Origin of the sequence: Paenibacillus sp. 11B (genome assembly GCF_030487755.1) — a bacterium.
In the GTDB taxonomy this organism is placed as follows: domain Bacteria; phylum Bacillota; class Bacilli; order Paenibacillales; family Paenibacillaceae; genus Paenibacillus; species Paenibacillus vandeheii.
This window is the reverse complement of the sequence record NZ_JAUKNS010000004.1, coordinates 255,443-279,280: the sequence shown is the minus strand read 5'-3', so window position 1 is coordinate 279,280 and position 23,838 is coordinate 255,443. Positions and strand designations below refer to the sequence as shown.

29 protein-coding genes are annotated in these 23,838 nt (G+C 45.6%); all 29 read left to right on the top strand.

The window, feature by feature from the left end; translation table 11 throughout:
- Positions 1-295: 295 nt before the first annotated feature.
- The 29 genes from rpoB to secY all read left to right on the top strand — a co-directional run bounded on the left by rpoB (position 296) and on the right by secY (position 23,762).
- Positions 296-3,841, top strand: coding sequence for a DNA-directed RNA polymerase subunit beta (gene rpoB, locus Q0V21_RS18175; RefSeq protein ID WP_024633593.1), 3,546 nt, complete (start codon positions 296-298; stop codon positions 3,839-3,841).
- 112 nt (positions 3,842-3,953) lie between these two features.
- Entirely contained in the window at positions 3,954-7,568 is a 3,615-nt protein-coding gene (gene rpoC / locus Q0V21_RS18170) for a DNA-directed RNA polymerase subunit beta' (protein ID WP_024633592.1), read from the top strand.
- 216 nt (positions 7,569-7,784) lie between these two features.
- Entirely contained in the window at positions 7,785-8,033 is a 249-nt protein-coding gene (locus tag Q0V21_RS18165; protein WP_024633591.1) for a ribosomal L7Ae/L30e/S12e/Gadd45 family protein, read from the top strand.
- A gap of 152 nt (positions 8,034-8,185) precedes the next feature.
- Entirely contained in the window at positions 8,186-8,608 is a 423-nt protein-coding gene (gene rpsL / locus Q0V21_RS18160) for a 30S ribosomal protein S12 (protein ID WP_017692070.1), read from the top strand.
- Positions 8,609-8,695: 87 nt separating this feature from the next.
- Entirely contained in the window at positions 8,696-9,166 is a 471-nt protein-coding gene (rpsG, locus tag Q0V21_RS18155) for a 30S ribosomal protein S7 (RefSeq protein ID WP_024633590.1), read from the top strand.
- 47 nt (positions 9,167-9,213) lie between these two features.
- The gene (gene fusA, locus Q0V21_RS18150; RefSeq protein ID WP_024633589.1) at positions 9,214-11,292 is read left to right on the top strand and encodes an elongation factor G; all 2,079 of its coding nucleotides are present in this window, start codon (positions 9,214-9,216) and stop codon (positions 11,290-11,292) included.
- 97 nt (positions 11,293-11,389) lie between these two features.
- Positions 11,390-12,580 carry an elongation factor Tu gene (tuf, locus tag Q0V21_RS18145; RefSeq protein ID WP_024633588.1) on the top strand — a complete coding sequence of 397 codons (1,191 nt, stop codon included), beginning with the start codon at positions 11,390-11,392 and terminating at the stop codon, positions 12,578-12,580.
- Positions 12,581-13,019: 439 nt separating this feature from the next.
- Complete coding sequence (gene rpsJ / locus Q0V21_RS18140; protein ID WP_017692074.1) at positions 13,020-13,328, top strand: 30S ribosomal protein S10; 309 nt, start codon at positions 13,020-13,022, stop codon at positions 13,326-13,328.
- Positions 13,329-13,374: 46 nt separating this feature from the next.
- On the top strand, positions 13,375-13,998 hold the full coding sequence (gene rplC, locus Q0V21_RS18135) for a 50S ribosomal protein L3 (protein ID WP_053779208.1): 624 nt from the start codon (positions 13,375-13,377) through the stop codon (positions 13,996-13,998).
- A gap of 25 nt (positions 13,999-14,023) precedes the next feature.
- Positions 14,024-14,647, top strand: coding sequence for a 50S ribosomal protein L4 (gene rplD / locus Q0V21_RS18130; RefSeq protein WP_017692076.1), 624 nt, complete (start codon positions 14,024-14,026; stop codon positions 14,645-14,647).
- Positions 14,647-14,937 carry a 50S ribosomal protein L23 gene (rplW, locus tag Q0V21_RS18125; protein ID WP_024633586.1) on the top strand — a complete coding sequence of 97 codons (291 nt, stop codon included), beginning with the start codon at positions 14,647-14,649 and terminating at the stop codon, positions 14,935-14,937. The genes rplD and rplW overlap by 1 nt, the downstream gene beginning before the upstream one ends.
- A gap of 30 nt (positions 14,938-14,967) precedes the next feature.
- Positions 14,968-15,798, top strand: a complete 831-nt coding sequence (gene rplB / locus Q0V21_RS18120) for a 50S ribosomal protein L2 (protein ID WP_024633585.1) — start codon at positions 14,968-14,970, stop codon at positions 15,796-15,798.
- Positions 15,799-15,869: 71 nt separating this feature from the next.
- Positions 15,870-16,148 carry a 30S ribosomal protein S19 gene (gene rpsS / locus Q0V21_RS18115; protein ID WP_024633584.1) on the top strand — a complete coding sequence of 93 codons (279 nt, stop codon included), beginning with the start codon at positions 15,870-15,872 and terminating at the stop codon, positions 16,146-16,148.
- A 35-nt stretch (positions 16,149-16,183) separates the two neighbouring features.
- Positions 16,184-16,516: a 50S ribosomal protein L22 gene (rplV, locus tag Q0V21_RS18110; RefSeq protein WP_024633583.1), complete on the top strand. Its 333-nt coding sequence runs from the start codon at positions 16,184-16,186 to the stop codon at positions 16,514-16,516.
- A 15-nt stretch (positions 16,517-16,531) separates the two neighbouring features.
- Complete coding sequence (rpsC, locus tag Q0V21_RS18105; protein ID WP_024633582.1) at positions 16,532-17,197, top strand: 30S ribosomal protein S3; 666 nt, start codon at positions 16,532-16,534, stop codon at positions 17,195-17,197.
- Positions 17,198-17,199: 2 nt separating this feature from the next.
- Positions 17,200-17,634, top strand: coding sequence for a 50S ribosomal protein L16 (gene rplP / locus Q0V21_RS18100; RefSeq protein WP_024633581.1), 435 nt, complete (start codon positions 17,200-17,202; stop codon positions 17,632-17,634).
- On the top strand, positions 17,624-17,821 hold the full coding sequence (rpmC, locus tag Q0V21_RS18095; protein WP_017692083.1) for a 50S ribosomal protein L29: 198 nt from the start codon (positions 17,624-17,626) through the stop codon (positions 17,819-17,821). The genes rplP and rpmC overlap by 11 nt, the downstream gene beginning before the upstream one ends.
- 48 nt (positions 17,822-17,869) lie before the next feature.
- Positions 17,870-18,136, top strand: coding sequence for a 30S ribosomal protein S17 (gene rpsQ / locus Q0V21_RS18090; protein WP_024633580.1), 267 nt, complete (start codon positions 17,870-17,872; stop codon positions 18,134-18,136).
- A 35-nt stretch (positions 18,137-18,171) separates the two neighbouring features.
- Positions 18,172-18,540, top strand: coding sequence for a 50S ribosomal protein L14 (gene rplN, locus Q0V21_RS18085; protein WP_024633579.1), 369 nt, complete (start codon positions 18,172-18,174; stop codon positions 18,538-18,540).
- A 39-nt stretch (positions 18,541-18,579) separates the two neighbouring features.
- Positions 18,580-18,933 (top strand): 50S ribosomal protein L24, encoded by a 354-nt coding sequence (rplX, locus tag Q0V21_RS18080; protein ID WP_024633578.1) that lies wholly within the window; start codon positions 18,580-18,582, stop codon positions 18,931-18,933.
- A 32-nt stretch (positions 18,934-18,965) separates the two neighbouring features.
- Positions 18,966-19,508, top strand: coding sequence for a 50S ribosomal protein L5 (gene rplE / locus Q0V21_RS18075; protein WP_024633577.1), 543 nt, complete (start codon positions 18,966-18,968; stop codon positions 19,506-19,508).
- Between the two features lie 73 nt (positions 19,509-19,581).
- Positions 19,582-19,767 (top strand): type Z 30S ribosomal protein S14, encoded by a 186-nt coding sequence (locus Q0V21_RS18070; RefSeq protein ID WP_013312154.1) that lies wholly within the window; start codon positions 19,582-19,584, stop codon positions 19,765-19,767.
- A gap of 32 nt (positions 19,768-19,799) precedes the next feature.
- The gene (rpsH, locus tag Q0V21_RS18065) at positions 19,800-20,198 is read left to right on the top strand and encodes a 30S ribosomal protein S8 (RefSeq protein ID WP_017692088.1); all 399 of its coding nucleotides are present in this window, start codon (positions 19,800-19,802) and stop codon (positions 20,196-20,198) included.
- Between the two features lie 30 nt (positions 20,199-20,228).
- A complete protein-coding gene (gene rplF, locus Q0V21_RS18060) occupies positions 20,229-20,771 on the top strand; it encodes a 50S ribosomal protein L6 (RefSeq protein WP_024633576.1) in 543 nt (180 codons plus the stop codon).
- A gap of 117 nt (positions 20,772-20,888) precedes the next feature.
- Complete coding sequence (gene rplR / locus Q0V21_RS18055; protein WP_024633575.1) at positions 20,889-21,257, top strand: 50S ribosomal protein L18; 369 nt, start codon at positions 20,889-20,891, stop codon at positions 21,255-21,257.
- Between the two features lie 27 nt (positions 21,258-21,284).
- Positions 21,285-21,782 (top strand): 30S ribosomal protein S5, encoded by a 498-nt coding sequence (gene rpsE, locus Q0V21_RS18050; protein WP_024633574.1) that lies wholly within the window; start codon positions 21,285-21,287, stop codon positions 21,780-21,782.
- Positions 21,783-21,794: 12 nt separating this feature from the next.
- Complete coding sequence (gene rpmD / locus Q0V21_RS18045) at positions 21,795-21,980, top strand: 50S ribosomal protein L30 (RefSeq protein ID WP_024633573.1); 186 nt, start codon at positions 21,795-21,797, stop codon at positions 21,978-21,980.
- A gap of 43 nt (positions 21,981-22,023) precedes the next feature.
- Positions 22,024-22,464, top strand: coding sequence for a 50S ribosomal protein L15 (gene rplO, locus Q0V21_RS18040; RefSeq protein WP_024633572.1), 441 nt, complete (start codon positions 22,024-22,026; stop codon positions 22,462-22,464).
- The gene (gene secY, locus Q0V21_RS18035; protein ID WP_024633571.1) at positions 22,464-23,762 is read left to right on the top strand and encodes a preprotein translocase subunit SecY; all 1,299 of its coding nucleotides are present in this window, start codon (positions 22,464-22,466) and stop codon (positions 23,760-23,762) included. The genes rplO and secY overlap by 1 nt, the downstream gene beginning before the upstream one ends.
- The last annotated feature ends 76 nt before the right edge of the window (positions 23,763-23,838 follow it).

The following is a 23,838-nucleotide window of genomic DNA, read 5'->3' as shown; positions in this document are numbered from 1 at the left end:
AGATGCCCTATTTGGCTTTAGCTAACTAAAAATGTCAACCTTTTTTACGCCGAACGGGCTTATTATGCCAACGTTTGGCGTATAATATGTACATTTTGGGCAAACTGGGGATAAGTATGTTTTGGAAAGACATCCGCCGATCAAAGTTGCTCTTTTTTCGAACGACATTCGAGTAAGGGCTTTTCTTTATTTGTGGATGCATTGCTTTGCTCTGTATGTGTACCATTATAAGGTTACAAACAGAGGTTCGCAACGAAATTTTTAAAGTGAGTAGACATTGAGGGGTGAGTTTAAGTTGGCAGGACATCTTGTTCAATATGGTCGACGCACTCGGCGCAGTTATGCACGAATTAACGAGATACTCGAAGTTCCGAACCTGATTGAAATCCAACAAAAATCTTACGATTGGTTTTTGGAGGAAGGGTTGCGCGAAATGTTCCAGGATATCTCGCCGATCCAGGATTTTACAGGTAACTTGATTTTGGAATTTATCGACTACAGTCTCGGTGAACCGAAGTATACAGTAGATGACGCGAAAGAGCGCGACGTTACTTATGCAGCACCGCTTCGGGTCAAAGTCCGGCTCATTAATAAGGAAACCGGCGAAGTCAAAGAGCAGGAAGTATTCATGGGAGATTTCCCGCTGATGACCGACACCGGCACATTTATTATTAATGGTGCGGAACGGGTTATTGTCAGCCAGTTGGTTCGCTCTCCTAGCGTTTACTTCAGTACCAAAGTAGATAAAAACGCCAAAAAAACGTATACCGCTACAGTTATTCCTAACCGCGGCGCTTGGCTCGAACTGGAGATGGACGCGAAGGATGTTGTTTACGTCCGGATCGACCGCACACGTAAAATACCGGTGACGGTTCTCCTGCGTGCACTTGGTTTTGGCACAGACGCTGAGATTCTGGATCTGCTCGGTAATGACGAATATATCCGCAACACGCTGGACAAAGACAATACGGATTCTACGGAGAAAGCGCTGATTGAGATTTATGAGCGTCTTCGTCCGGGCGAGCCGCCAACGCTTGATAATGCGAAAAGCTTGCTCGTCGCTCGTTTCTTTGATCCAAAACGTTATGACCTTGCTAATGTGGGTCGTTACAAAATCAACAAAAAGCTGCACATCAAGAACCGTTTGTTCAACCAACGTTTGGCTGAGTCTCTTGTGGATACCGAAACCGGTGAAATCATTGCCGAAGCAGGTCAAATGATAGACCGTCGTCTGTTGGATGAAATCATGCCGCAACTGGAGAAAAGCGTTGGTTTCCGCACATATCATGTGGCTAACGGCGTTTTGGATGCCAATGATATCCCGATGCAAACGATTGATGTGTTTTCACCGATTGAGGATGGTAAGGTCGTTAAACTGATTGCCAATGCTAATATTGATAAATCAGTGAAGAACGTTACACCAGCTGATATCATTTCATCTATCAGTTACTTCATTAACCTTTTGCATGGCATCGGAAGCACAGATGATATCGATCACCTGGGTAACCGTCGTCTTCGCTCGGTTGGTGAACTCTTGCAAAATCAATTCCGTATCGGTTTATCCCGTATGGAACGTGTAGTTCGTGAGAGAATGTCCATTCAGGATGCTAACGTAATCACGCCTCAGGCTTTGATTAACATACGTCCTGTTATCGCATCCATTAAAGAGTTCTTCGGTAGCTCCCAATTGTCACAGTTTATGGATCAAACGAACCCATTGGGTGAGTTGACGCATAAACGCCGTCTGTCCGCTCTCGGACCAGGTGGTTTGACGCGTGAGCGTGCCGGCATGGAAGTCCGTGACGTGCATCCATCCCACTATGGCCGGATGTGTCCAATCGAGACACCAGAGGGACCAAACATTGGTTTGATCAACTCATTGTCGACATTTGCCCGTGTGAACGAATATGGTTTCATTGAAGCTCCTTATCGCTGGGTAGATCCGAAGACTGGTGTCGTAACCGAGCAAATCGATTACTTGACAGCAGACGAAGAGGACAACTATGTAATCGCTCAAGCGAATGCGAAGCTGAATGAAGATAGTACATTTGAAGAAGAAGCGATCATTGTACGTTACAACAAGCAGTCGGATAACATCCTTACGATGCCGAGTGAACGCGTTGACTACATGGACGTATCTCCTAAACAAGTTGTATCCGTCGCTACGGCGCTCATTCCGTTCCTTGAGAACGATGACTCCAACCGTGCGCTCATGGGATCAAACATGCAGCGGCAGGCCGTTCCACTCTTGATTCCAAAAGCACCGCTTGTCGGAACAGGTATGGAACATAAAGCCGCGAAAGATTCCGGTGTATGTATTGTCTCCAAATATGACGGGATTATTGAACGTTCTTCTGCGAATGAAATTTGGTTGCGTCGTATTGAAGAAGTCGATGGTCAAGAAGTTAAAGGCGATATCGTTAAATATAAATTACACAAATTTATGCGTTCGAACCAAGGAACATGCATTAACCAACGTCCGATTGTCAAAAGAGGTGCTGTTGTCAAAGCTGGCGACATCCTTGCAGACGGTCCTTCGACGGAAATGGGTGAATTGGCACTGGGACGTAACGTCGTTGTTGCTTTCATGACTTGGGAAGGTTACAACTACGAGGATGCGATCCTGCTCAGCGAAAAACTCGTGAAGGAAGATGTCTACACATCGATCCATATCGAGGAGTATGAGTCTGAAGCACGTGATACTAAGCTCGGTCCTGAAGAGATCACGCGTGACATCCCTAACGTTGGGGAAGAAGCGCTGCGTAATCTGGATGAGCGCGGTATTATCCGTATCGGTGCAGAAATCAGTGCTGGTGACATTCTGGTTGGTAAAGTAACACCAAAAGGTGTAACAGAACTGACTGCAGAAGAGCGTCTCCTTCATGCGATCTTTGGTGAGAAAGCACGTGAAGTACGTGATACTTCCTTGCGTGTACCTCACGGTACTGACGGTATCGTAGTCGATGTAAAAGTCTTCACCCGTGAAAATGGTGATGAACTGCCTCCAGGTGTTAACCAGCTCGTTCGTGTCTATATTGCTCAAAAACGGAAAATTTCCGAGGGTGATAAAATGGCCGGACGTCACGGTAACAAAGGGGTCGTGGCCCGTATCCTGCCGGAAGAAGATATGCCTTTCCTGCCAGACGGTACACCAGTTCAAATCGTTCTTAACCCGCTGGGCGTACCTTCCCGGATGAACATCGGTCAAGTGCTTGAAGTTCACTTGGGTATGGCAGCCATGCAGCTCGGTATTCACGTAGCTACTCCTGTATTCGACGGAGCGAAGGAGTATGACGTCTTCGATACGATGGAAGAAGCAGGTATGCAGCGGAATGGTAAAACCGTTCTGTACGACGGTCGTACGGGAGAAGAGTTCGAACGTGAAGTTACTGTTGGCGTCATGCACATGATCAAGTTGGCGCACATGGTTGACGATAAAATCCATGCTCGTTCCACAGGTCCTTACTCACTCGTTACGCAACAGCCTCTGGGTGGTAAAGCCCAGTTCGGTGGACAACGTTTCGGGGAGATGGAAGTATGGGCGCTTGAGGCTTATGGTGCGGCCTATACACTGCAAGAAATCTTGACTGTTAAGTCCGATGACGTTGTAGGTCGGGTGAAAACATATGAGTCCATCGTCAAAGGCGAGAATGTTCCGGAACCAGGTGTTCCTGAGTCATTCAAAGTATTGATCAAAGAGCTGCAAAGCTTGGGTATGGACGTTAAGATTTTGAGCGAAGATGAGCAAGAGATTGAAATGAAAGAAATGGACGATGAAGATGACGCTGCGAGCGATAAGCTCAGCCTCAACCTTGAGGGTACAGAGGTCGGAGCGGAGTAACCGCTTCGGGCGCATGATGACCGGCGCTTTTCATCAGGCTCGCGTCTTGCTCCGGCTTCGGCCGGAGGGGGCGTAACCTAGAATACAGGACTTGGTTAAGGAGGGTTGCTCCTTGTTGGACGTCAACAATTTCGAATACATGAAGATCGGGCTTGCTTCCCCAGAAAAAATTCGTTCTTGGTCCCGCGGAGAAGTGAAAAAACCGGAAACGATCAACTATCGTACGTTGAAACCGGAAAAAGAAGGGCTGTTCTGCGAAAAGATTTTTGGCCCTACAAAAGACTGGGAATGTCATTGCGGTAAATACAAACGCGTCCGTTATAAAGGCGTTGTCTGTGATCGCTGTGGCGTTGAAGTCACACGTGCGAAAGTACGCCGCGAACGGATGGGCCATATTGAGCTCGCTGCTCCGGTATCGCATATCTGGTACTTCAAAGGTATTCCGAGCCGCATGGGTCTCGCTTTGGATATGTCTCCAAGATCTCTCGAGGAGATTATTTATTTTGCATCATATGTAGTAACTGATCCAGGAGAAACTCCACTGGAGAAAAAACAGCTGTTGTCCGAGAAAGAATACCGCAGCTACCGTGAGAAATACGGATATGGGTTCCAGGCTGGTATGGGCGCAGAAGCAGTTAAAAAATTGCTTCAAGACCTTGATATAGACAAAGAGCTTGAATTCCTTAAGGAAGAGCTCCGCACTGCTCAAGGACAACGTCGTAACCGTGCTATCAAACGTCTGGAAGTAATCGAAGCATTCCGCAACTCGGGTAATAAACCTGAATGGATGATCATGGATGTACTTCCTGTTATCCCGCCGGAACTTCGTCCGATGGTACAGCTGGATGGTGGACGTTTTGCAACGTCTGACCTGAATGACCTGTATCGCCGTGTAATTAACCGGAACAACCGTCTGAAACGTTTGCTTGATTTGGGCGCGCCAGACATTATCGTGCAAAATGAAAAACGGATGCTGCAGGAAGCTGTTGATGCATTAATCGACAACGGCCGTCGTGGACGCCCTGTAACAGGTCCTGGTAACCGTCCATTGAAATCTCTCAGCCACATGCTGAAAGGTAAACAAGGACGTTTCCGTCAGAACTTGCTCGGTAAACGGGTTGACTATTCTGGTCGTTCCGTTATCGTAGTTGGACCTTACCTGAAAATGTATCAGTGTGGTCTGCCTAAAGATATGGCACTTGAACTGTTCAAGCCTTTCGTTATGAAAGAACTTGTAAATAAAGGGCTTGCCCACAACATCAAGAGCGCTAAACGTAAAGTTGAGCGCGTAAGTCCTGAAGTATGGGATGTTCTTGAAGAAGTCATCAAGGAGCACCCGGTTCTTCTGAACCGTGCCCCTACGCTTCACCGTCTCGGTATTCAAGCATTTGAACCGATTCTTGTTGAAGGTAAAGCAATTCGTCTTCACCCGCTCGTATGTACGGCATACAATGCCGACTTTGACGGTGACCAAATGGCCGTGCACGTTCCATTGTCCGCTGAAGCTCAAGCGGAAGCACGTATTTTGATGCTTGCATCAGGTAACATTTTGAACCCGAAAGACGGTAAACCGGTTGTTACCCCTTCCCAGGATATGGTGCTTGGTTCTTACTACCTGACCATGGACAACAAGGAAGAAAAGGGAACAGGTATGATCTTGCGTACGGTTAACGAAGCTGTGTCCGCGTACCAACGTGGTACTGCAGGATTGCATGCACGTGTAGCCATCCCGGTTAGAGCGCTTGGCAAAACAATCTTTACCGAAGAGCAACAAGATGCAATGCTGCTGACTACCATCGGCAAAATCATCTTTAATGAGATCTTCCCGGCAAGCTTCCCTTACATCAATGATGCAACTCGTGCGAACCTTTACCAAGGTACTGCAGAGCATTCATTTGTTTATGAGAAGGGTGCTGACCTTAGAGAAGCGATCATGAATGCTCCTTTGGCTGGTGGTGTCGGTAAAGAATATCTCGGTTCTATCATCGCGCGTTGTTTTGAAATTTATCATACAACGGAAACTGCCGTTATTTTGGATAAAATCAAACAACTCGGATTCACATACTCCACTCGTGCGGGTATCACTGTAGCGGTGTCGGATGTTATCGTTCCACCTGAGAAATTTGAAATCCTTAGACAGTCTGAGGAAAAAGCACAAATCGTTACGAACCAGTACCGTCGTGGTCTGATTACGAACGAGGAGCGCTATGACCGCATCATTGATATCTGGTCGAAATCGAAAGATGATATCACCGAGATTCTGATGAAATCGATGGATCGTTACAACTCCATCATGATGATGGTTGACTCTAAAGCACGGGGTAACAAATCGCAAATTACCCAATTGGGCGGTATGCGTGGTCTGATGGCCAACCCGTCTGGTCGAATCATTGAACTCCCAATCAAATCGAACTTCCGTGAAGGTCTGACGGTACTCGAGTACTTTATCTCGACTCACGGTGCCCGTAAAGGTTTGGCCGATACGGCCCTGCGTACAGCGGATTCAGGTTACCTGACTCGTCGTCTCGTAGACGTGGCACAAGACGTGATCGTGCGTGAAGATGATTGTGGTACTGATAAAGGCTTTACGGTAAGTCGTATCCAGGATGGTAAAGAGGTTATTGAGGATCTCTACGACCGTATTGAAGGCAGATACTGCTTCGAGACTGTTCGTCATCCGGAAACAAAAGAAATTATTGCACACCGCAATGAGCTGATTGACTCTGATAAAGCTGAAGCAATCATCAAAGCTGGCGTAACCAAACTGCAAATCCGCTCCGTACTTAGCTGCCGTGCCCGTCACGGTGTCTGCAAGAAGTGTTATGGTCGCAACTTGGCGACTGGTAAACACGTGGAGATCGGTGAAGCAGTTGGTATTATTGCAGCACAATCCATTGGTGAGCCAGGAACACAGCTGACAATGCGTACATTCCACACCGGTGGTGTAGCCGGAGACGATATTACGCAAGGTTTGCCGCGTATCCAGGAGTTGTTTGAGGCTCGTAATCCTAAGGGTCAAGCAACAATCAGTGAGATTGACGGTGTTGTCAAAGAAATTCGCGAAGCGAAAGATCGTCGCGAAATTGAAATTCAAGGTGAAGCAGAATCCAAAGTTTACTCTGTTACCTACGGTTCCCGTGTACGCGTTAGCGAAGGCATGGAAATTGAAGCAGGCGACGAGTTGACAGATGGTTCTATCGATCCAAAAGAAATGCTGCGCATTAAAGGCGTACGTGGCGTGCAGAACTACATTTTGCAGGAAGTACAACGCGTATACCGTAACCAAGGCGTAGAAATCAATGACAAACACGTTGAAGTTATGATCCGTCAAATGTTGCGTAAAATCCGTATCGTCGATGCAGGGGACACTACGTTGTTGCCAGGATCGTTCGTGGATACGCATGAGTACGAAAGAGCTAACAAGACAGCGATTCTGAGTGATAAAGAGCCTGCGGTTGCGAAACCAATCCTGCTCGGTATTACGAAAGCATCCCTGGAAACAGACTCCTTCCTCTCGGCGGCTTCGTTCCAAGAGACTACACGTGTACTGACAGATGCAGCGATCAAAGGTAAAGTCGATCAGTTGCTCGGTCTGAAAGAGAATGTAATCATCGGTAAATTGATTCCTGCAGGTACAGGTATGCACCGTTACCGCAGCATCAAATTTGCTGAGCCGGAAGATGGTCAATCTTCAGTAGAAGAACTTGAACCAGTTTCGGTTGATTAAGATATTCAACTAGATTCATCGTTACCATTAGGTTGAACTAGAGTTTTGTACGCCGGGAGGCGACGGCTGTTTCGTACAGAAGGATGTTTCCCGGTGTGGCAAAACTTTTAAATAAAATGTTTTAGGATTAGCATTGACATTGCTTACGCTAGATGCTAATATATCAAAGGTGCGTGAGTAGCTGATTGTATTTGGTCCTATTCGGAGGAATGAACAATGTCTAATGAAAAAGGTCTGCAAGATGCTCATGTCAAAATAGGTACCAAACAGACCACGCGGATGGTTCAGACAGGTATGGCTTCTGAAGTTTATGTGGCTGAAGATTGTGATCCGCAGCTTACTTCCAAAATCATTGCCTTGTGTGAACAACACAATGTGAAGTGCACGAAAGTGGACACAATGAAAAATCTCGGCAAAGCTTGCGGGATTGGAGTAGGAGCAGCAATGGCTGCTGTCGTAAAATGATACGGTAAGGAACGTTTTTGTCCGAGAACTTTTAGGGATTCTCCAAGGCAAAAACTTTTCATTTGTCTTTTTATGAACCGCCTGGGTCTGTGGACTTAGCATAAGAGGTTTATAAAGAAACATGAACAATTGAGGAAGGGGGTGGCAATCACATGCCAACTATTAACCAACTGGTACGTAAAGGACGTCAAGCTAAAGTTGAAAAGTCCAAATCACCAGCTTTGCAAAAAGGGTTCAATGCTTTGAAACGTGAATCAACTAACATCAGTGCCCCACAAAAACGTGGTGTCTGCACTCGTGTAGGTACAATGACTCCACGTAAACCAAACTCTGCACTTCGTAAGTATGCCCGTGTTCGTTTGACGAACCGTCTCGAGGTAACTGCTTATATCCCGGGTATCGGACATAACCTTCAAGAGCACAGTGTTGTGTTGATCCGTGGAGGTAAAGTTAAAGACCTTGCAGGGGTTCGTTATCACATCGTTCGCGGAGCTCTTGATACTGCAGGCGTGAACAACCGTATGCAAGCTCGTTCGAAATACGGTGCTAAACGTCCAAAAGCTAAAAAAGCCTAAAATATTATAAGTAGCAGTCCTGAATATCTTCTGGGTTAATCCCAGGAGGTGTAGGATGTGCTCATGAAGAAAGAAAGGGGGATATCCATGCCACGCAAAGGTCCAGTTACGAAAAGAGACGTGTTGCCAGATCCGGTATACAGCAGCAAGCTGGTTACTCGTTTGATCAACCGCATCATGCTCGACGGAAAACGCGGTGTTGCTCAAAGCATTCTGTATAATGCGTTTAAGTTGATTCAAGAACGTACGGGTAATGACCCGATGGAAGTATTTGAAGCAGCAATCAAGAATATCATGCCAGTCCTGGAAGTTAAAGCTCGCCGTGTCGGCGGTGCCAACTACCAAGTACCAATCGAGGTAAAACCAGAGAGACGTACTGCTTTGGGATTACGTTGGCTCGTGAACTACTCCCGCAACCGCGGTGAGAAAACAATGGAAGAGCGTTTGGCGGCTGAGATCATCGACGCTTCCAACAACACAGGCGCTTCCGTTAAAAAACGTGAAGATACGCACAAAATGGCTGAAGCGAACAAAGCGTTTGCTCACTACCGTTGGTAGGATTCGGTTCACAATAATAACTTCAATTTTGAAGGGAGACCCATTTCATGGCAAGAGAGTTCTCCTTGAAAAATACACGTAATATCGGGATCATGGCTCATATTGATGCGGGTAAAACCACGACAACTGAGCGGATCTTGTTCTACACAGGACGTACGCACAAAATCGGTGAAGTACACGAAGGCGCTGCGACAATGGACTGGATGGAACAGGAACAGGAGCGCGGAATTACGATTACTTCCGCTGCGACTACCGCTGCTTGGAAAGGCCACCGCGTTAACATCATTGATACCCCGGGACACGTTGACTTCACTGTTGAAGTTGAACGTTCCCTTCGTGTATTGGACGGAGCAGTTGGTGTATTCAGTGCGAAAGAAGGCGTTGAGCCTCAGTCCGAAACCGTATGGAGACAGGCTGATAAGTACGGCGTACCTCGTATCGCTTATGTAAACAAAATGGATATCATCGGTGCTGACTTCCTGAACGTTGTCTCTGACATGCGTGATCGCCTTCAAGCGAACGCAGTTGCGATTCAACTTCCAATCGGTGCTGAAAATGATTTCAAAGGTATCATTGATATCGTTGCACAAAAGGCTCATATGTACAAAGATGACCTGGGACAAGATATCGAAGAAACTGAAATTCCTGCGGAATTTGCTGATCAAGTTGCAGAACTCCGTAACGAATTGGTTGAGCGTGTTGCTGAACTCGACGAAGATTTGACAATGAAATACCTGGAAGGCGAAGAAATCACTATTGATGAGATCAAAGCTGCCCTCCGTAAAGGTGTAGTTGATGTTAAGATCTTCCCGGTTATCTGTGGATCCTCGTATCGTAACAAAGGTGTTCAACTGATGTTGGATGCTGTTATCGACTACTTGCCGGCTCCAACAGATGTTCCATCTATCACGGGTCATCTTGAAGATGGAACTGAAGCAATTCGTAAGTCATCCGATGAAGAGCCTTTCTCCGCATTGGCCTTCAAAATCATGACTGACCCTTACGTTGGTAAATTGACATTCTTCCGCGTTTACTCCGGTGTTCTTCAATCCGGATCTTACGTATTGAACGCAACTAAAAACAAACGTGAGCGTATCGGTCGTATCCTTCAAATGCACGCGAACAGCCGTCAAGAGATCACTGAAGTTTACTCCGGTGACATTGCAGCTGCCGTAGGTTTGAAAGATACAGGTACAGGTGATACACTGTGTGATGAGAAAAACCCGGTTATCCTGGAGTCAATGAACTTCCCTGATCCGGTTATCGAAATCGCCGTTGAACCTAAAACCAAAGCTGACCAAGATAAAATGGGTGTTGCTCTCGGTAAGTTGACAGAAGAGGATCCAACTCTTCGTGCTCATACTGACGAAGAAACAGGCCAAACAATCTTGGCAGGTATGGGTGAGCTTCACCTTGATATCATCATCGACCGTATGCGTCGTGAGTTCAAGGTTGAAACTACTGTGGGTAAACCACAAGTAGCTTACCGTGAAACATTCCGTGCACCAGCGCGCGTTGAAGGTAAATTCGTTCGTCAATCCGGTGGTCGTGGTCAATACGGTCACGTATGGGTTGAGTTCGAACCTCTCGAGGCGGGTACAGGCAGCCAGTTCGAAAGTAAGGTTGTCGGTGGTTCTGTTCCAAGAGAATACATTCAACCAGCTCTTGCAGGTATCGAAGAGCAAATGAAAAACGGCGTTATCGCAGGCTTCCCGCTTGTTGACGTTAAGGCTACAATCGTAGACGGATCTTACCATGATGTCGATTCCAACGAGATGGCATTTAAAATTGCCGGATCGATGGCGCTGAAAGCTGCGAAAGACAAATGTAAGCCGGTTCTGCTTGAGCCAATCATGAAAGTAGAAGTAACCGTTCCAGAAGAGTATATGGGTGACGTTATGGGTATGCTTAACTCCCGTCGTGGCCGCATCGAAGGTATGGATTCCCGTAGTGGAGCCCAAATCATCCGTGCTAAAGTACCTTTGTCTGAAATGTTCGGATACTCTACAACTCTTCGTTCCGGTACTCAAGGACGCGGCGTATTCTCCATGGAGCTCTCTCACTATGAAGAAGTTCCTAAGAGCATCGCTGAAGAGATTGTTGCTAAAACAAAAGGAACCGAGTAGTTTTCTCTCATTGGATGAAAGTGCATAAGAGTCATGTATTCTTTGCACTTCATTTAGTGAAAACATAAAATTATAATTTTAAGGAGGCCACGTTCAAATGGCAAAGGCTAAATACGAACGTAATAAACCCCACGTTAACATTGGTACTATCGGTCACGTCGACCATGGTAAAACAACTCTGACTGCTGCAATCACAACTGTATTGTCCAAAACTTACGGTGGTGCAGCAATCGCATTCGATCAAATCGATAAAGCTCCAGAAGAGCGCGAACGCGGTATCACAATTTCTACATCACACGTTGAGTACGAAACTGATACTCGTCACTACGCTCACGTAGACTGCCCAGGTCACGCCGACTATGTTAAAAACATGATCACTGGCGCGGCACAAATGGACGGAGCTATCTTGGTAGTATCCGCAGCTGATGGCCCAATGCCACAAACTCGTGAGCACATCCTGCTCTCCCGTCAAGTAGGCGTACCTTACATTGTTGTATTCTTGAACAAATGTGATATGGTTGAAGACGAAGAGTTGTTGGAATTGGTTGAGATGGAAGTTCGCGACCTTCTTAACGAATATGAGTTCCCAGGTGATGATACTCCAATCACTCGTGGATCCGCTCGTGAAGCTCTGCAAAACCCTGATGGTGAGTGGGCTCAAAAAATCGTTGAGATGTTCAAAGAAATCGATACGTACATCCCACTGCCTGAGCGTCAAACTGACAAACCTTTCTTGATGCCTGTCGAGGACGTATTCTCTATCACTGGTCGTGGTACTGTTGCTACAGGTCGTGTAGAGCGTGGTACTGTTAAAGTCGGCGAAGAGATCGAAATCGTTGGTATTACTGAAGAAACTAAAAAATCCGTAGTTACGGGCGTTGAGATGTTCCGTAAATTGCTGGATTCCGCTCAAGCGGGTGACAACATCGGCGCATTGCTGCGTGGTGTTGATCGTACTCAAATCGAGCGTGGACAAGTTTTGGCAAAACCGGGTTCTGTTAAGCCTCACACAGAATTCACAGCTCAAATCTACGTTCTGACTAAAGAAGAGGGCGGACGTCACAAACCTTTCTTCACTGGTTACCGTCCACAGTTCTACTTCCGTACAACTGACGTAACAGGCATCATTAACTTGCCTGAAGGTACTGAAATGGTAATGCCTGGTGATAACATCACTGTTACTGTTTCCTTGATCTCCCCAATCGCGATTGAAGAAGGAACTAAGTTCTCCATTCGTGAAGGCGGACGTACAGTAGGTGCCGGTTCCGTCGCAAGCATCCAAAAATAATTCAGCTTAACGCTGAGTAAGCATATGCAACAGTGTACTGGAACGAGTAACATTGTATTGTAACGAAGCTTCGGAAGAGTTCTTTATCCGACATCGGATAGAGAACTCTTTTATTATGTAAATGATTCGGAACCTGCGTCATCAGGTTTAAACTTTCATTCGGAATTGTAAAGAAAGATTGGTTAAGGCAGCTAGTATAGAGTAGGAAAACAGCACATTAAACAAATTCATTTCACTCGAAAAGATTAGTTTAAATGTTTTTCTTAATTATGCTTGCAATACGCCCATCTTTTCTATATAATAATGAATGTTGTTCTGTGACGTTGCGATGATGTGAGAGGTTACTGGCACACCCGGCCCCTTTGCCATGGGACAGTGGCTAGAAAATTTTCACGGAGTATGTCCGATAAAAAATTGGGCGATAGAAGGAGGGACTAAAATGGCAAAGCAAAAAATTCGTATTCGTTTGAAAGCTTACGACCACAGAATTCTTGATCAATCCGCGGAGAAAATTGTTGAAACAGCAAAACGTTCGGGTGCTGGTGTATCCGGTCCGATTCCGCTTCCTACTGAAAAACAAATCATTACTATTCTTCGTGCGGTGCACAAGTACAAGGATTCTCGGGAACAATTCGAACAACGTACACATAAACGTTTGATCGACATCGTTAACCCGACTCCACAAACTGTGGATGCCTTGATGCGCTTGGATCTGCCGTCCGGTGTAGATATCGAAATTAAATTGTAATATAAGCTACAACAAAGACCATGTATAAAGGAAAAGAGGTGTCAACATGAAAGCAATCTTAGGAAAAAAACTCGGAATGACTCAAGTATTTACTCCTGAAGGTAACGTCGTTCCAGTAACGGTTATCGAAGCAGGCCCTTGTGTTGTTTTGCAAAAGAAAGACATTGAGAACGATGGCTACGAAGCAATTCAAATCGGTTACTCCGATAAGAAAGAGAAAAATGCTAACAAGCCAGAAGCAGGTCACGCTAAAAAAGCGAACACTGCCCCTAAGCGCTACGTTCGTGAAGTTCGCGGTATCAACATCGCAGAATATGAAGTTGGCCAAGAACTGAAAGCTGACATTTTCGCTGAAGGCGAATTCGTTGACGTAACGGGTGTTTCTAAAGGTAAAGGTTTTGCCGGCGTTATCAAACGTTGGGGACAAAGCACTGGACCTATGTCACACGGTTCGCGTTACCACCGTGGCCCGGGTTCAATGGGTTCGATCCAAGCTAACCGCGTTCCTAAAGGCAAACGCCTGCCAGGACACATGGGACATGATACTGTTACAATCCAACGTCTTGAAGTAGTTAAAGTAGACGCTGAGCGTAACGTGTTGCTCGTGAAAGGTTCCATTCCTGGACCGAAAAACAGTCTCATTAAAGTTAAAGAAACGGTGAAAAAATAACCACTGAAGAAAGGAGGAACACAAAATGCCAAAAGTATCAGTTTACAATGTAGATGGTAGCCAAGTAGGCGAAGTTGAATTGAACGATGCGGTTTTCGGAATTGAGCCGAACCAACACGTTCTGTACGATGCAGTTCTTATGCAACGCGCTTCCCTTCGTCAAGGTACCCACAAAGTAAAAGGACGTTCTGAAGTACGTGGCGGTGGACGTAAGCCTTGGAAACAAAAAGGTACAGGTCGCGCTCGTCAAGGTTCAATTCGTTCACCACAATGGAAAGGCGGCGGTATCGTATTTGGTCCAACACCACGGAGCTATGCGTATAAACTGCCTAAGAAAGTTCGCCGTTTGGCGATCAAATCAGCCCTTTCATCCAAAGTGCTTGACAATGACATTATCGTTTTGGACGCTCTCACGTTGAGCACGCCTAAAACTAAAGAATTCGCAGCCATCTTGAGTAACCTCAAAGTGGGACGTAAGGCTTTGATCGTAGCTCCTAGCTATGATGATAATGTAGCTCTTTCCGCACGGAATATTCCAGGCGTGAAATTCGTAGCTGCTGACGGCATTAATGTTCTTGACGTGCTTTCGCACGACAAACTGATCATTACGAAAGAAGCAGTTCAGAAGGTAGAGGAGGTGCTCGCGTAATGAAGGATCCTCGTGATATTGTAAAACGTCCGATTATTACGGAACGTACTGCTGACATGATGAATGACTTGAAATATGTATTTGAAGTCGATATCCGTGCAAACAAAACCGAGATCAAGAAAGCCGTGGAAGCTATTTTCAACGTAAAAGTGAAAAACGTGAACACGCTTCGTGTTCCAGCTAAGCCAAAACGGTACGGACGTTATTCCGGATATACTAGCGAATGGAAAAAAGCGTTTGTAACGCTGACACAAGACAGCAAAACGCTTGAGTTCTTTGAAACTGTATAATTGAATTTTTGAAGTAAGGAGGGAAACCCAGTGCCAATCAAAAAGTATAAACCAACTTCCCCGGCAAGACGGAACATGTCCGTTTCTACATTTGAGGAAATCACCACAGATCAGCCGGAGAAATCGTTGTTGGCCCCATTGAGCAAACAAGCAGGCCGCAACAACCAAGGTAAAATTACAGTTCGTCACCATGGTGGTGGACACAAACGTAAATACCGTATCATTGACTTCAAACGTACTAAAGATGGAATACCGGGCCGCGTTGCTACGATTGAGTATGACCCGAACCGTACATCTAACATCGCTCTGATTCACTATGCTGATGGTGAAAAACGTTATATCATCGCTCCTAAAGGTTTGAAAGTTGGAGATCAAGTATTCTCCGGACCTGAATCAGACATCAAAATCGGAAACGCATTGCCACTCGAAAATATTCCAGTAGGTACTGTTATCCACAACATCGAGTTGAAACCAGGTAAAGGCGGACAATTGGTTCGTGCTGCTGGTACAGAAGCTCAATTGCTTGGTAAAGAAGAAAAATACGTTTCAGTTCGTCTCTCTTCCGGAGAAGTTCGTCGTATTTTGAAAGTTTGCCGCGCAACAATTGGATCTGTTGGTAACCAAGACCACGAGCTTATCAAAATCGGTAAAGCCGGTCGTAGCCGTTGGTTGGGTAAACGTCCTGAAGTTCGTGGTGTAGTAATGAACCCTAACGATCACCCACACGGTGGTGGTGAAGGTCGTGCTCCAATCGGACGTAAATCGCCAATGTCACCATGGGGTAAACCTACTCTTGGTTACAAAACGCGTAAGAAAAATAAAGCTTCTGATAAATACATCATTCGCCGCCGCACGAAGTAATACACACTGTGCATAACTTCGTGAGGCATCTGCGGATGCATAATAGCTACGTTTGAAGGGAGGATCTCCACATGGGTCGCAGTTTGAAAAAAGGGCCATTCATTGATGGCTACATGCTGAAAAAAGTAGAAGAGATGGAAGCATCCGGTAAGAAACTCGTTATTAAAACCTGGTCCCGTCGTTCTACAATTTTCCCGCAATTCATCGGACACACATTTGGCGTATATGACGGTCGTAAACACGTACCAGTATACGTAACTGAGGACATGGTCGGACACAAACTGGGTGAGTTCGCTCCAACCCGTACGTACAAAGGCCATACTGATGATGATAAGAAAACAAGAAGATAAATGAACATCTTTAATGTTTGAGAGGAGGTTACACAATGGAAGCAAAAGCACATGCTAAGTTTATCCGGATTGCTCCTCGTAAAGTTCAACTCGTTGTTGACTTGATTCGCGGCAAGCAAGTAGGTGAGGCGGTTGCCATTCTCCGTCACACTCCGAAATCCGCTTCTCCGATTGTTGAGAAGTTGCTTAACTCCGCGATTGCAAATGCGGAACATAACTATTCTTTGGATGTTAATAACTTGGTCATTTCGCAAGCTTACGTGAACCAAGGACCGACAATGAAACGTTTCCGCCCTCGTGCAATGGGACGTGCAAGTCGTATTAACAAACGTACTAGCCACATCACTTTGGTGGTATCTGAAAAGTAGAAGGAGGGGAAATGTGTGGGCCAAAAGGTAAATCCAGTCGGACTCCGTGTCGGAATTATCCGTGACTGGGAATCTAAGTGGTATGCAGGTAAAGACTTCGGCGATCTTTTGATGGAAGACGTGAAAATTCGTGAATTCCTGAAAAATAAATTGAAAGACTCCGCTATGTCTCGTGTTGAAATCGAGAGAGCGGCTAACCGCGTAAACGTAACGATTCACACTGCGAAACCAGGTATGGTTATCGGTAAGGGTGGTTCGGAAGTTGAAAATCTTCGTAATCAAATTACGAAAATCGCAGGCGGTAAAAAAGTACACATCAACATTTCTGAAATTAAGAACCAAGACCTGGACGCGATCCTGGTAGCTGAAAGCATTGCACAACAATTGGAACGTCGTGTTTCTTTCCGTCGTGCTCTGAAACAAGCTATTCAAAGAACAATGCGCTCTGGTGCAAAAGGTATTAAAACTCAAGTGGGCGGACGTCTTGGCGGTGCTGAGATCGCACGTTCGGAAGGCTACAGCGAAGGAACTGTTCCACTGCACACGCTTCGTGCCGACATCGACTACGGTACAGCAGAGGCTCATACTACTTACGGCCGTATCGGCGTAAAAGTATGGATCTATCGTGGAGAGGTTCTTCCTACGGCTAAGAAACAGGCTGCTAAGGAAGGAGGCAACTAATCATGTTGGTACCAAAACGTGTAAAACACCGTAAGCAACAACGTGGACATATGAAGGGCCAAGCTAAAGGCGGAACTACGCTGAACTTTGGCGAGTATGGTCTGCAAGCTACGGAACCGGCTTGGATTACGAACCGTCAAATCGAAGCGGCTCGTATTGCGATGACTCGTTACATCAAACGTGGTGGTAAAGTTTGGATCAAAATTTTTCCAGACAAACCAATCACTCAAAAGCCTCTCGAGGTTCGGATGGGTAGCGGTAAAGGTAACGTAGAAAAATGGGTTGCAGTTGTGAAACCAGGTAAGATCATGTTTGAACTTGCTGGTGTACCGGAGGATGTTGCACGCGAAGCAATGCGTCTTGCCGCTCACAAACTGCCAATCAAAACGAAGTTTGTGAAACGTGAAGAATTGGGTGGTGAAGCAAATGAAAGCTAGTGAATTTCGCAACCTAACCTCTGCTGAAATCGAGCAAAAGATTGCCGGATTTAAAGAAGAACTCTTTAACCTCCGCTTTCAACTCGCTACCGGTCAGCTGGATAACCCGACTCGAATCCGTGATGTGCGGAAAGAAATAGCTCGTGCTAAAACCATTATCCGTGAAAGAGAATTGGGAATCGGTTAATTAGGGATCGGATGTCTAATCCGTCCGTAATCAGGAAGGAGGCCAACAATGAGCGAAGAACGTAACGCACGTAAAGTGCAAACAGGTAAAGTAGTCAGTGATAAAATGGATAAAACGATCGTTGTTGCTGTAGAAACTTACAAAAAACACGACTTGTACCATAAACGTATCAAGGTTACTAAAAAATTCAAAGCGCATGACGAAGAAAACACTGCGAAAATCGGTGACACTGTGAAAATCATGGAGACTCGTCCGCTTTCGAAAGATAAACGCTGGAGACTTACTGAAGTCGTAGAAAAAGCGATTATCATCTAATGCATCAGCAGCATAGCTGAAAGGAGGAATACTAAATGATTCAACCATTTACACGTTTGACTGTGGCTGACAACTCCGGTGCGAAGGAACTGATGTGTATCCGCGTACTCGGCGGTACGGGACGTCGTACAGCTCAAATCGGTGATCTGATCGTTTGTTCTGTAAAACAAGCAACACCAGGCGGCGTTGTCAAAAAAGGTGATGTAGTTAGAGCGGTTGTCGTTCGTACGAAACGTTCTGTACGTCGTAAAGACGGTTCCTACATCGGTTTTGATGAAAATGCAGCGGTTGTTGTAAAAGACGACAGAAGCCCACGTGGAACACGTATTTTCGGACCTGTTGCTCGTGAACTCCGCGAGAAAGACTTCATGAAAATCGTTTCCTTGGCCCCAGAAGTTATCTAAAGCTTAATCTCGTGATGTTAGAAACAGGAGGTGTACGAAATGCCAAGAGTGAAAAAAGTTCTGGAATCCCATAACAATAAACTTCATGTTAAAAAAGAAGATACAGTTATGGTGATCAGCGGTAAAGACAAAGGTAAAAAAGGCCGTGTCATCGCTGCTTATCCTCGTGAGAACCGTGTCCTTGTGGAAGGTGTTAACATGATTAAAAAACACCAGAAGCCTAACCAGCAAAATCCGCAAGGCGGCATTATCGAGAAGGAAGCTCCGATTCACGTTTCCAACGTAATGCACATCGATCCAAAGAGCGGAAAAGTAACCCGTGTAGGTTACAAAGTGTTGGATAACGGAAAGAAAGTGCGCGTTGCTAAACGTTCCGGAGAAATTATCGACTAATTGAACCGAATGAGAAAGGAGGTCTATGATTCATGGCAGCAAGAATGAAAGAACGTTACCTGAACGAAATTGCTCCTGCTTTGATGCAGAAGTTTAACTATACAACGGTAATGCAAGTGCCGAAAATCGAGAAAATCGTTATCAACATGGGTGTGGGCGACGCTGTCCAAAACTCCAAAGTGTTGGATTCCGCAGTAAACGATTTGCAATTGATCGCAGGTCAAAAACCTGTAATCACTCGTGCTAAAAAATCTATTGCAGGTTTTAAACTACGTGAGAACATGCCTATCGGTGTGAAAGTAACATTACGCGGCGAGCGCATGTACTTCTTCCTCGATAAATTGCTCAACGTTACGCTTCCTCGTGTCCGCGACTTCCGCGGTGTATCGAGCAAAGCTTTCGACGGACGTGGTAACTATACACTGGGTCTGAAAGAACAACTGATCTTCCCAGAGATCGAGTATGATAAAGTAGACAAAGTCCGCGGTATGGACATTGTCATTGTTACAACGGCGAAAACAGACGAAGAGTCCCGTGAGTTGCTCACGCAACTGGGAATGCCTTTCGTAAAATAATGTTACTATAACGTTTCCGGGTGTCTGGAAAGACTCCCTTTTCTCCGAAATTATTTAGGAGGTGTCAGGCTAAGTGGCAAAAACTTCGATGAAAGTTAAACAACAACGTACACCAAAGTTTAAAGTACGTGCTTATACACGCTGTGAGCGTTGCGGACGTCCACATTCGGTACTGCAGAAGTTCAAAATTTGCAGAATTTGCTTCCGTGAATTAGCTTATAAAGGCCAGATCCCTGGCGTGAAAAAAGCAAGCTGGTAAAAAGTCCTGAACGGGAAGGAGGTTAACTCACAATGACTATGTCTGATCCAATTGCAGATATGCTTACTCGTATTCGTAACGCGAACACAGTTCGTCACGAAACGGTAGAAATGCCTGCTTCGACAATGAAAAAACAAATCGCCGACATCCTGAAGCGTGAAGGTTTCATCCGTGATGCTGAAGTTATCGACGATAACAAACAAGGGATTATCCGTGTTTTCCTGAAATACGGTCAAAATAACGAGCGTGTTATTACTGGTCTGAAAAGAATCAGTAAACCTGGTCTTCGTGTTTACACGAAAAGCAACGAAGTACCTCGTGTACTTGGTGGTCTGGGTATCGCTATTATCTCGACATCCAAAGGTATCATGACGGACAAAGAAGCTCGTCAATCGAAATCCGGCGGAGAAGTCGTCTGCTACGTTTGGTAATATAACGTCACAAGATAGGAGGTGCAACATATGTCTCGTATTGGTCGCAAACCAATTACAGTACCAAGTGGTGTGGACATCACACTGGACAACACCGTTATTACGGTAAAAGGACCTAAAGGATCTTTGACTCGTGAACTTCATAAAGACATGAAAGTAACGGTTGAAAACAACGAAATTACAGTTGTGCGTCCTTCCGATAACAAAACTCACCGTTCTTTGCACGGCACAACGCGTAGCGTTGTAAACAACATGGTGAGTGGCGTTACTGAAGGATTCGCAAAATCTCTGGAGCTGGTTGGGGTCGGATATCGTGCAAGCAAATCCGGAGATAAAATCGTTCTGAACGTTGGCTACTCTCACCCGGTTGAAATTACACCGGAAGCGGGAATCGAGTTCGAAGTTCCTTCGAACACGAAAATCATCGTTCGCGGAATCGATAAAGAGCGTGTAGGTGCTTACGCTGCTAAAATCCGTTCCGTTCGTGAACCTGAGCCGTACAAAGGTAAAGGTATTAAATATGAAGGCGAGCGTATCATCCGTAAGGAAGGTAAAGCCGGTAAGAAGAAATAAGATTTTTCTTGCCGCCTTTGCGCGGTTTTCGGCTTGCTTGCTTCTTGTGTTTCTAATATACCCCGTGGCTTCTGGTTTGAAGCCAGCGAGGTAACCTGAAAGGAGTGAATCCCTGAGATGATTACGAAACAAGATAAAAACAAGGCTCGTCTGAAAAGACACCTGCGTGTTCGTAAGAAAATCCAAGGAACGGCAGCACGTCCTCGTTTGAACGTATTCCGTTCTGGTAAACATATGTATGCTCAAATCATCGATGATGTAGCTGGTGTTACGATCGCTTCCGCGTCTACTGTAGACAAAGAATTGAGCGGCGACATCCAAAACGGCGCATCTGTTGAATCTGCTCGTAAAGTTGGCGAACTCGTTGCTAAACGTGCGAAAGACAAAGGCGTTTCAAACATCGTATTTGACCGTAGCGGTTATCTGTACCATGGTCGTATCGCAGCATTGGCTGCAGCGGCTCGTGAAGCAGGACTTGAGTTTTAAGATATTTTTAAAAAGGAGGTTAACGACTTGCGTGTAGATCCGAATACTTTGGAACTGTCTGAAAGAGTTGTAAATATTAATCGCGTAGCTAAAGTAGTAAAAGGCGGACGCCGTTTCAGCTTTAGCGCACTGGTTGTAGTCGGCGACGGCAACGGCTGGGTTGGAGCTGGTATCGGTAAAGCGGGCGAAGTACCTGATGCAATTCGCAAAGGTATTGAAGACGCTAAGAAAAACCTTGTACACGTTCCACTCGTAGGAACTTCGATTCCTCACTTGGTAACAGGTAAGTTCGGCGCAGGACGCGTCCTGTTGAAACCAGCATCTGAAGGTACTGGTGTTATCGCTGGTGGTCCTGTACGTGCGGTTCTCGAACTTGCTGGTGTAGGTGACATTTTGACAAAATCTCTGGGTTCTTCGAATTCCATGAACATGGTCAATGCGACTTTGGAAGGTTTGTCCCGTTTGAAACGTGCTGAAGACGTGGCAAAACTGCGCGGCAAATCCGTCGAAGAGCTTCTGGGTTAAGGAGGGAATCTCATGGCTAAATTAGAAATTACCCTCGTCCGCAGCTTGATCGGACGTCCGGAGACGCAAAGAACAACTGTGAAAACATTGGGCTTGCGCAAAATCAACAGCAAAGTGGTTCAAAACGACAATCCTGCCATTCGTGGTATGATTAACAAAGTAAGCCACTTGGTCGCTGTTAAAGAAGTAGAAGTTTAAAAAAGGGTTAATCCCACAAATCTTTAAGGAGGTGCAACGAACGATGAAGTTACATGAGCTTTCACCATCTCCTGGATCCCGCAAAGAACGTAAACGTCTTGGTCGCGGTCCAAGTAGTGGTACTGGTAAAACATCAGGTCGCGGTCACAAAGGACAAAATTCTCGTTCCGGCGGTGGTGTTCGTCCAGGCTTCGAAGGTGGACAAAATCCATTGTATCGTCGCTTGCCAAAACGCGGTTTCGTAAACCCAACTCGCAAAGAATACGCAGTTGTGAATACTGAAGACTTGAACAGTTTTGCTGAGGGTACTGAAGTAACTCCAGAATTCTTGATGACGAACGGCGTAGTTAAAAACGCTAAATCCGGAATCAAAATTCTGGGTAACGGTGAAGTCACTGTGAAGTTGACTGTTAAAGCTAACAAGTTTTCTCAATCTGCGGTGGAGAAAATTGAAGCTGCCGGCGGTAAAACCGAGGTGATTTAATGTTCAAGACCCTAAAGAATATCTGGCGGGTTGAAGATCTGCGCAAAAGGGTATTATTTACCCTTTTTGTACTGATCATTTACCGCATCGGATCCTTCGTTCCAGTACCTGGGGTTAACAAAGAGGTTTTCGAAGCGACAAATTCTGCGGGTAAAGAAGTTTTTGGACTTCTCAATACGTTCTCGGGTGGAGCGCTCTTTCAGTTCTCGATATTTGCGCTCGGGATCGTGCCTTACATCACTGCGTCTATCATAGTGCAGCTGCTTTCCATGGACGTTATTCCTAAACTAGCGGAGTGGGCAAAGCAGGGTGAACAAGGTAAGAAGAAATCTGCACAACTGACCCGTTATTTAACGGTAGGTCTGGCATTGATTCAAGCGTTTGGTACGTCGATCGGATTCAACCGCTTATACAATACAGAAATGGTGCCTAACGCAACATTTGCAGATTATATCTTGATCGCGATTGTACTTACGGCCGGTACTTCATTCCTAATGTGGCTTGGTGAGCAGATCACCGAGAAGGGCATAGGAAACGGGATTTCGATCTTGATCTTTGCGGGTATCCTATCAACGGTGCCTAATATTATCAAACAAACGATCGAATCCGACTTTATCCAAGCTGATCAAATGTTCATGAACATTCTTAAAGGGGTAATCGTAGCAATTGTTATTGTGCTGATTATCATAGGTGTCATTTACATTCAGCAGGCGATTCGGAAAATTCCGGTACAGTACGCTAAACGTGTCGTAGGTAACAAAATGTACGGTGGACAGAACACACATATCCCGCTGAAGATTAATGCAGCAGGTGTTATCCCTGTCATCTTTGCTTCATCTCTGTTGATGTTCCCATCGATCATCGCAAACTTCTGGGCTGATCGTACATGGGCACAGTGGATCGGAGCCAATCTCACTACTCACAAACCTCTGGGTATGTTACTCTATGTAGTGATGATTTTCGGATTCACATTCTTCTATACTTTTGTACAGATGAATCCACAGCAGATGGCTGACAACATGAAAAAGAACGGCGGTTACATCCCAGGCATTCGTCCGGGTAAAGCAACCGAGAAATATCTGACCCGTGTCATGACTCGTTTGACAACGGCAGGTGCCATCTTCTTGGCAGTAATTTCCGTTCTGCCTGTAATCTTGGGGGCACTTTCTGGTTTGCCTCAATCCGCGCAAATTGGAGGAACTTCTCTCCTGATCGTTATCGGTGTTGCGCTGGATACGATGAAGCAAATCGAAAGCCAATTGATCAAACGCCACTACAAAGGTTTTATCAATAAATAGGCAATAGGTACCGGTCAAGCTAAGATTTACTTGCCGGCACCTATTGTGCTGTTTGTTGATGTAGGGTAGTCTTGGA

Excerpts from the sequence above, each read along its gene's own strand:
- Q0V21_RS18165 (WP_024633591.1), top strand. The coding sequence starts at position 7,785 with ATGTCTAATGAAAAAGGTCTGCAAGATGCTCATGTCAAAATAGGTACC.
- rpsL (WP_017692070.1), top strand. The coding sequence starts at position 8,186 with ATGCCAACTATTAACCAACTGGTACGTAAAGGACGTCAAGCTAAAGTT.
- rpsG (WP_024633590.1), top strand. The coding sequence starts at position 8,696 with ATGCCACGCAAAGGTCCAGTTACGAAAAGAGACGTGTTGCCAGATCCG.
- fusA (WP_024633589.1), top strand. The coding sequence starts at position 9,214 with ATGGCAAGAGAGTTCTCCTTGAAAAATACACGTAATATCGGGATCATG.
- tuf (WP_024633588.1), top strand. The coding sequence starts at position 11,390 with ATGGCAAAGGCTAAATACGAACGTAATAAACCCCACGTTAACATTGGT.
- rpsJ (WP_017692074.1), top strand. The coding sequence starts at position 13,020 with ATGGCAAAGCAAAAAATTCGTATTCGTTTGAAAGCTTACGACCACAGA.
- rplC (WP_053779208.1), top strand. The coding sequence starts at position 13,375 with ATGAAAGCAATCTTAGGAAAAAAACTCGGAATGACTCAAGTATTTACT.
- rplD (WP_017692076.1), top strand. The coding sequence starts at position 14,024 with ATGCCAAAAGTATCAGTTTACAATGTAGATGGTAGCCAAGTAGGCGAA.
- rplW (WP_024633586.1), top strand. The coding sequence starts at position 14,647 with ATGAAGGATCCTCGTGATATTGTAAAACGTCCGATTATTACGGAACGT.
- rpsS (WP_024633584.1), top strand. The coding sequence starts at position 15,870 with ATGGGTCGCAGTTTGAAAAAAGGGCCATTCATTGATGGCTACATGCTG.
- rplV (WP_024633583.1), top strand. The coding sequence starts at position 16,184 with ATGGAAGCAAAAGCACATGCTAAGTTTATCCGGATTGCTCCTCGTAAA.
- rplP (WP_024633581.1), top strand. The coding sequence starts at position 17,200 with ATGTTGGTACCAAAACGTGTAAAACACCGTAAGCAACAACGTGGACAT.
- rpmC (WP_017692083.1), top strand. The coding sequence starts at position 17,624 with ATGAAAGCTAGTGAATTTCGCAACCTAACCTCTGCTGAAATCGAGCAA.
- rpsQ (WP_024633580.1), top strand. The coding sequence starts at position 17,870 with ATGAGCGAAGAACGTAACGCACGTAAAGTGCAAACAGGTAAAGTAGTC.
- rplN (WP_024633579.1), top strand. The coding sequence starts at position 18,172 with ATGATTCAACCATTTACACGTTTGACTGTGGCTGACAACTCCGGTGCG.
- rplX (WP_024633578.1), top strand. The coding sequence starts at position 18,580 with ATGCCAAGAGTGAAAAAAGTTCTGGAATCCCATAACAATAAACTTCAT.
- rplE (WP_024633577.1), top strand. The coding sequence starts at position 18,966 with ATGGCAGCAAGAATGAAAGAACGTTACCTGAACGAAATTGCTCCTGCT.
- rpsH (WP_017692088.1), top strand. The coding sequence starts at position 19,800 with ATGACTATGTCTGATCCAATTGCAGATATGCTTACTCGTATTCGTAAC.
- rplF (WP_024633576.1), top strand. The coding sequence starts at position 20,229 with ATGTCTCGTATTGGTCGCAAACCAATTACAGTACCAAGTGGTGTGGAC.
- rplR (WP_024633575.1), top strand. The coding sequence starts at position 20,889 with ATGATTACGAAACAAGATAAAAACAAGGCTCGTCTGAAAAGACACCTG.
- rpmD (WP_024633573.1), top strand. The coding sequence starts at position 21,795 with ATGGCTAAATTAGAAATTACCCTCGTCCGCAGCTTGATCGGACGTCCG.
- rplO (WP_024633572.1), top strand. The coding sequence starts at position 22,024 with ATGAAGTTACATGAGCTTTCACCATCTCCTGGATCCCGCAAAGAACGT.
- secY (WP_024633571.1), top strand. The coding sequence starts at position 22,464 with ATGTTCAAGACCCTAAAGAATATCTGGCGGGTTGAAGATCTGCGCAAA.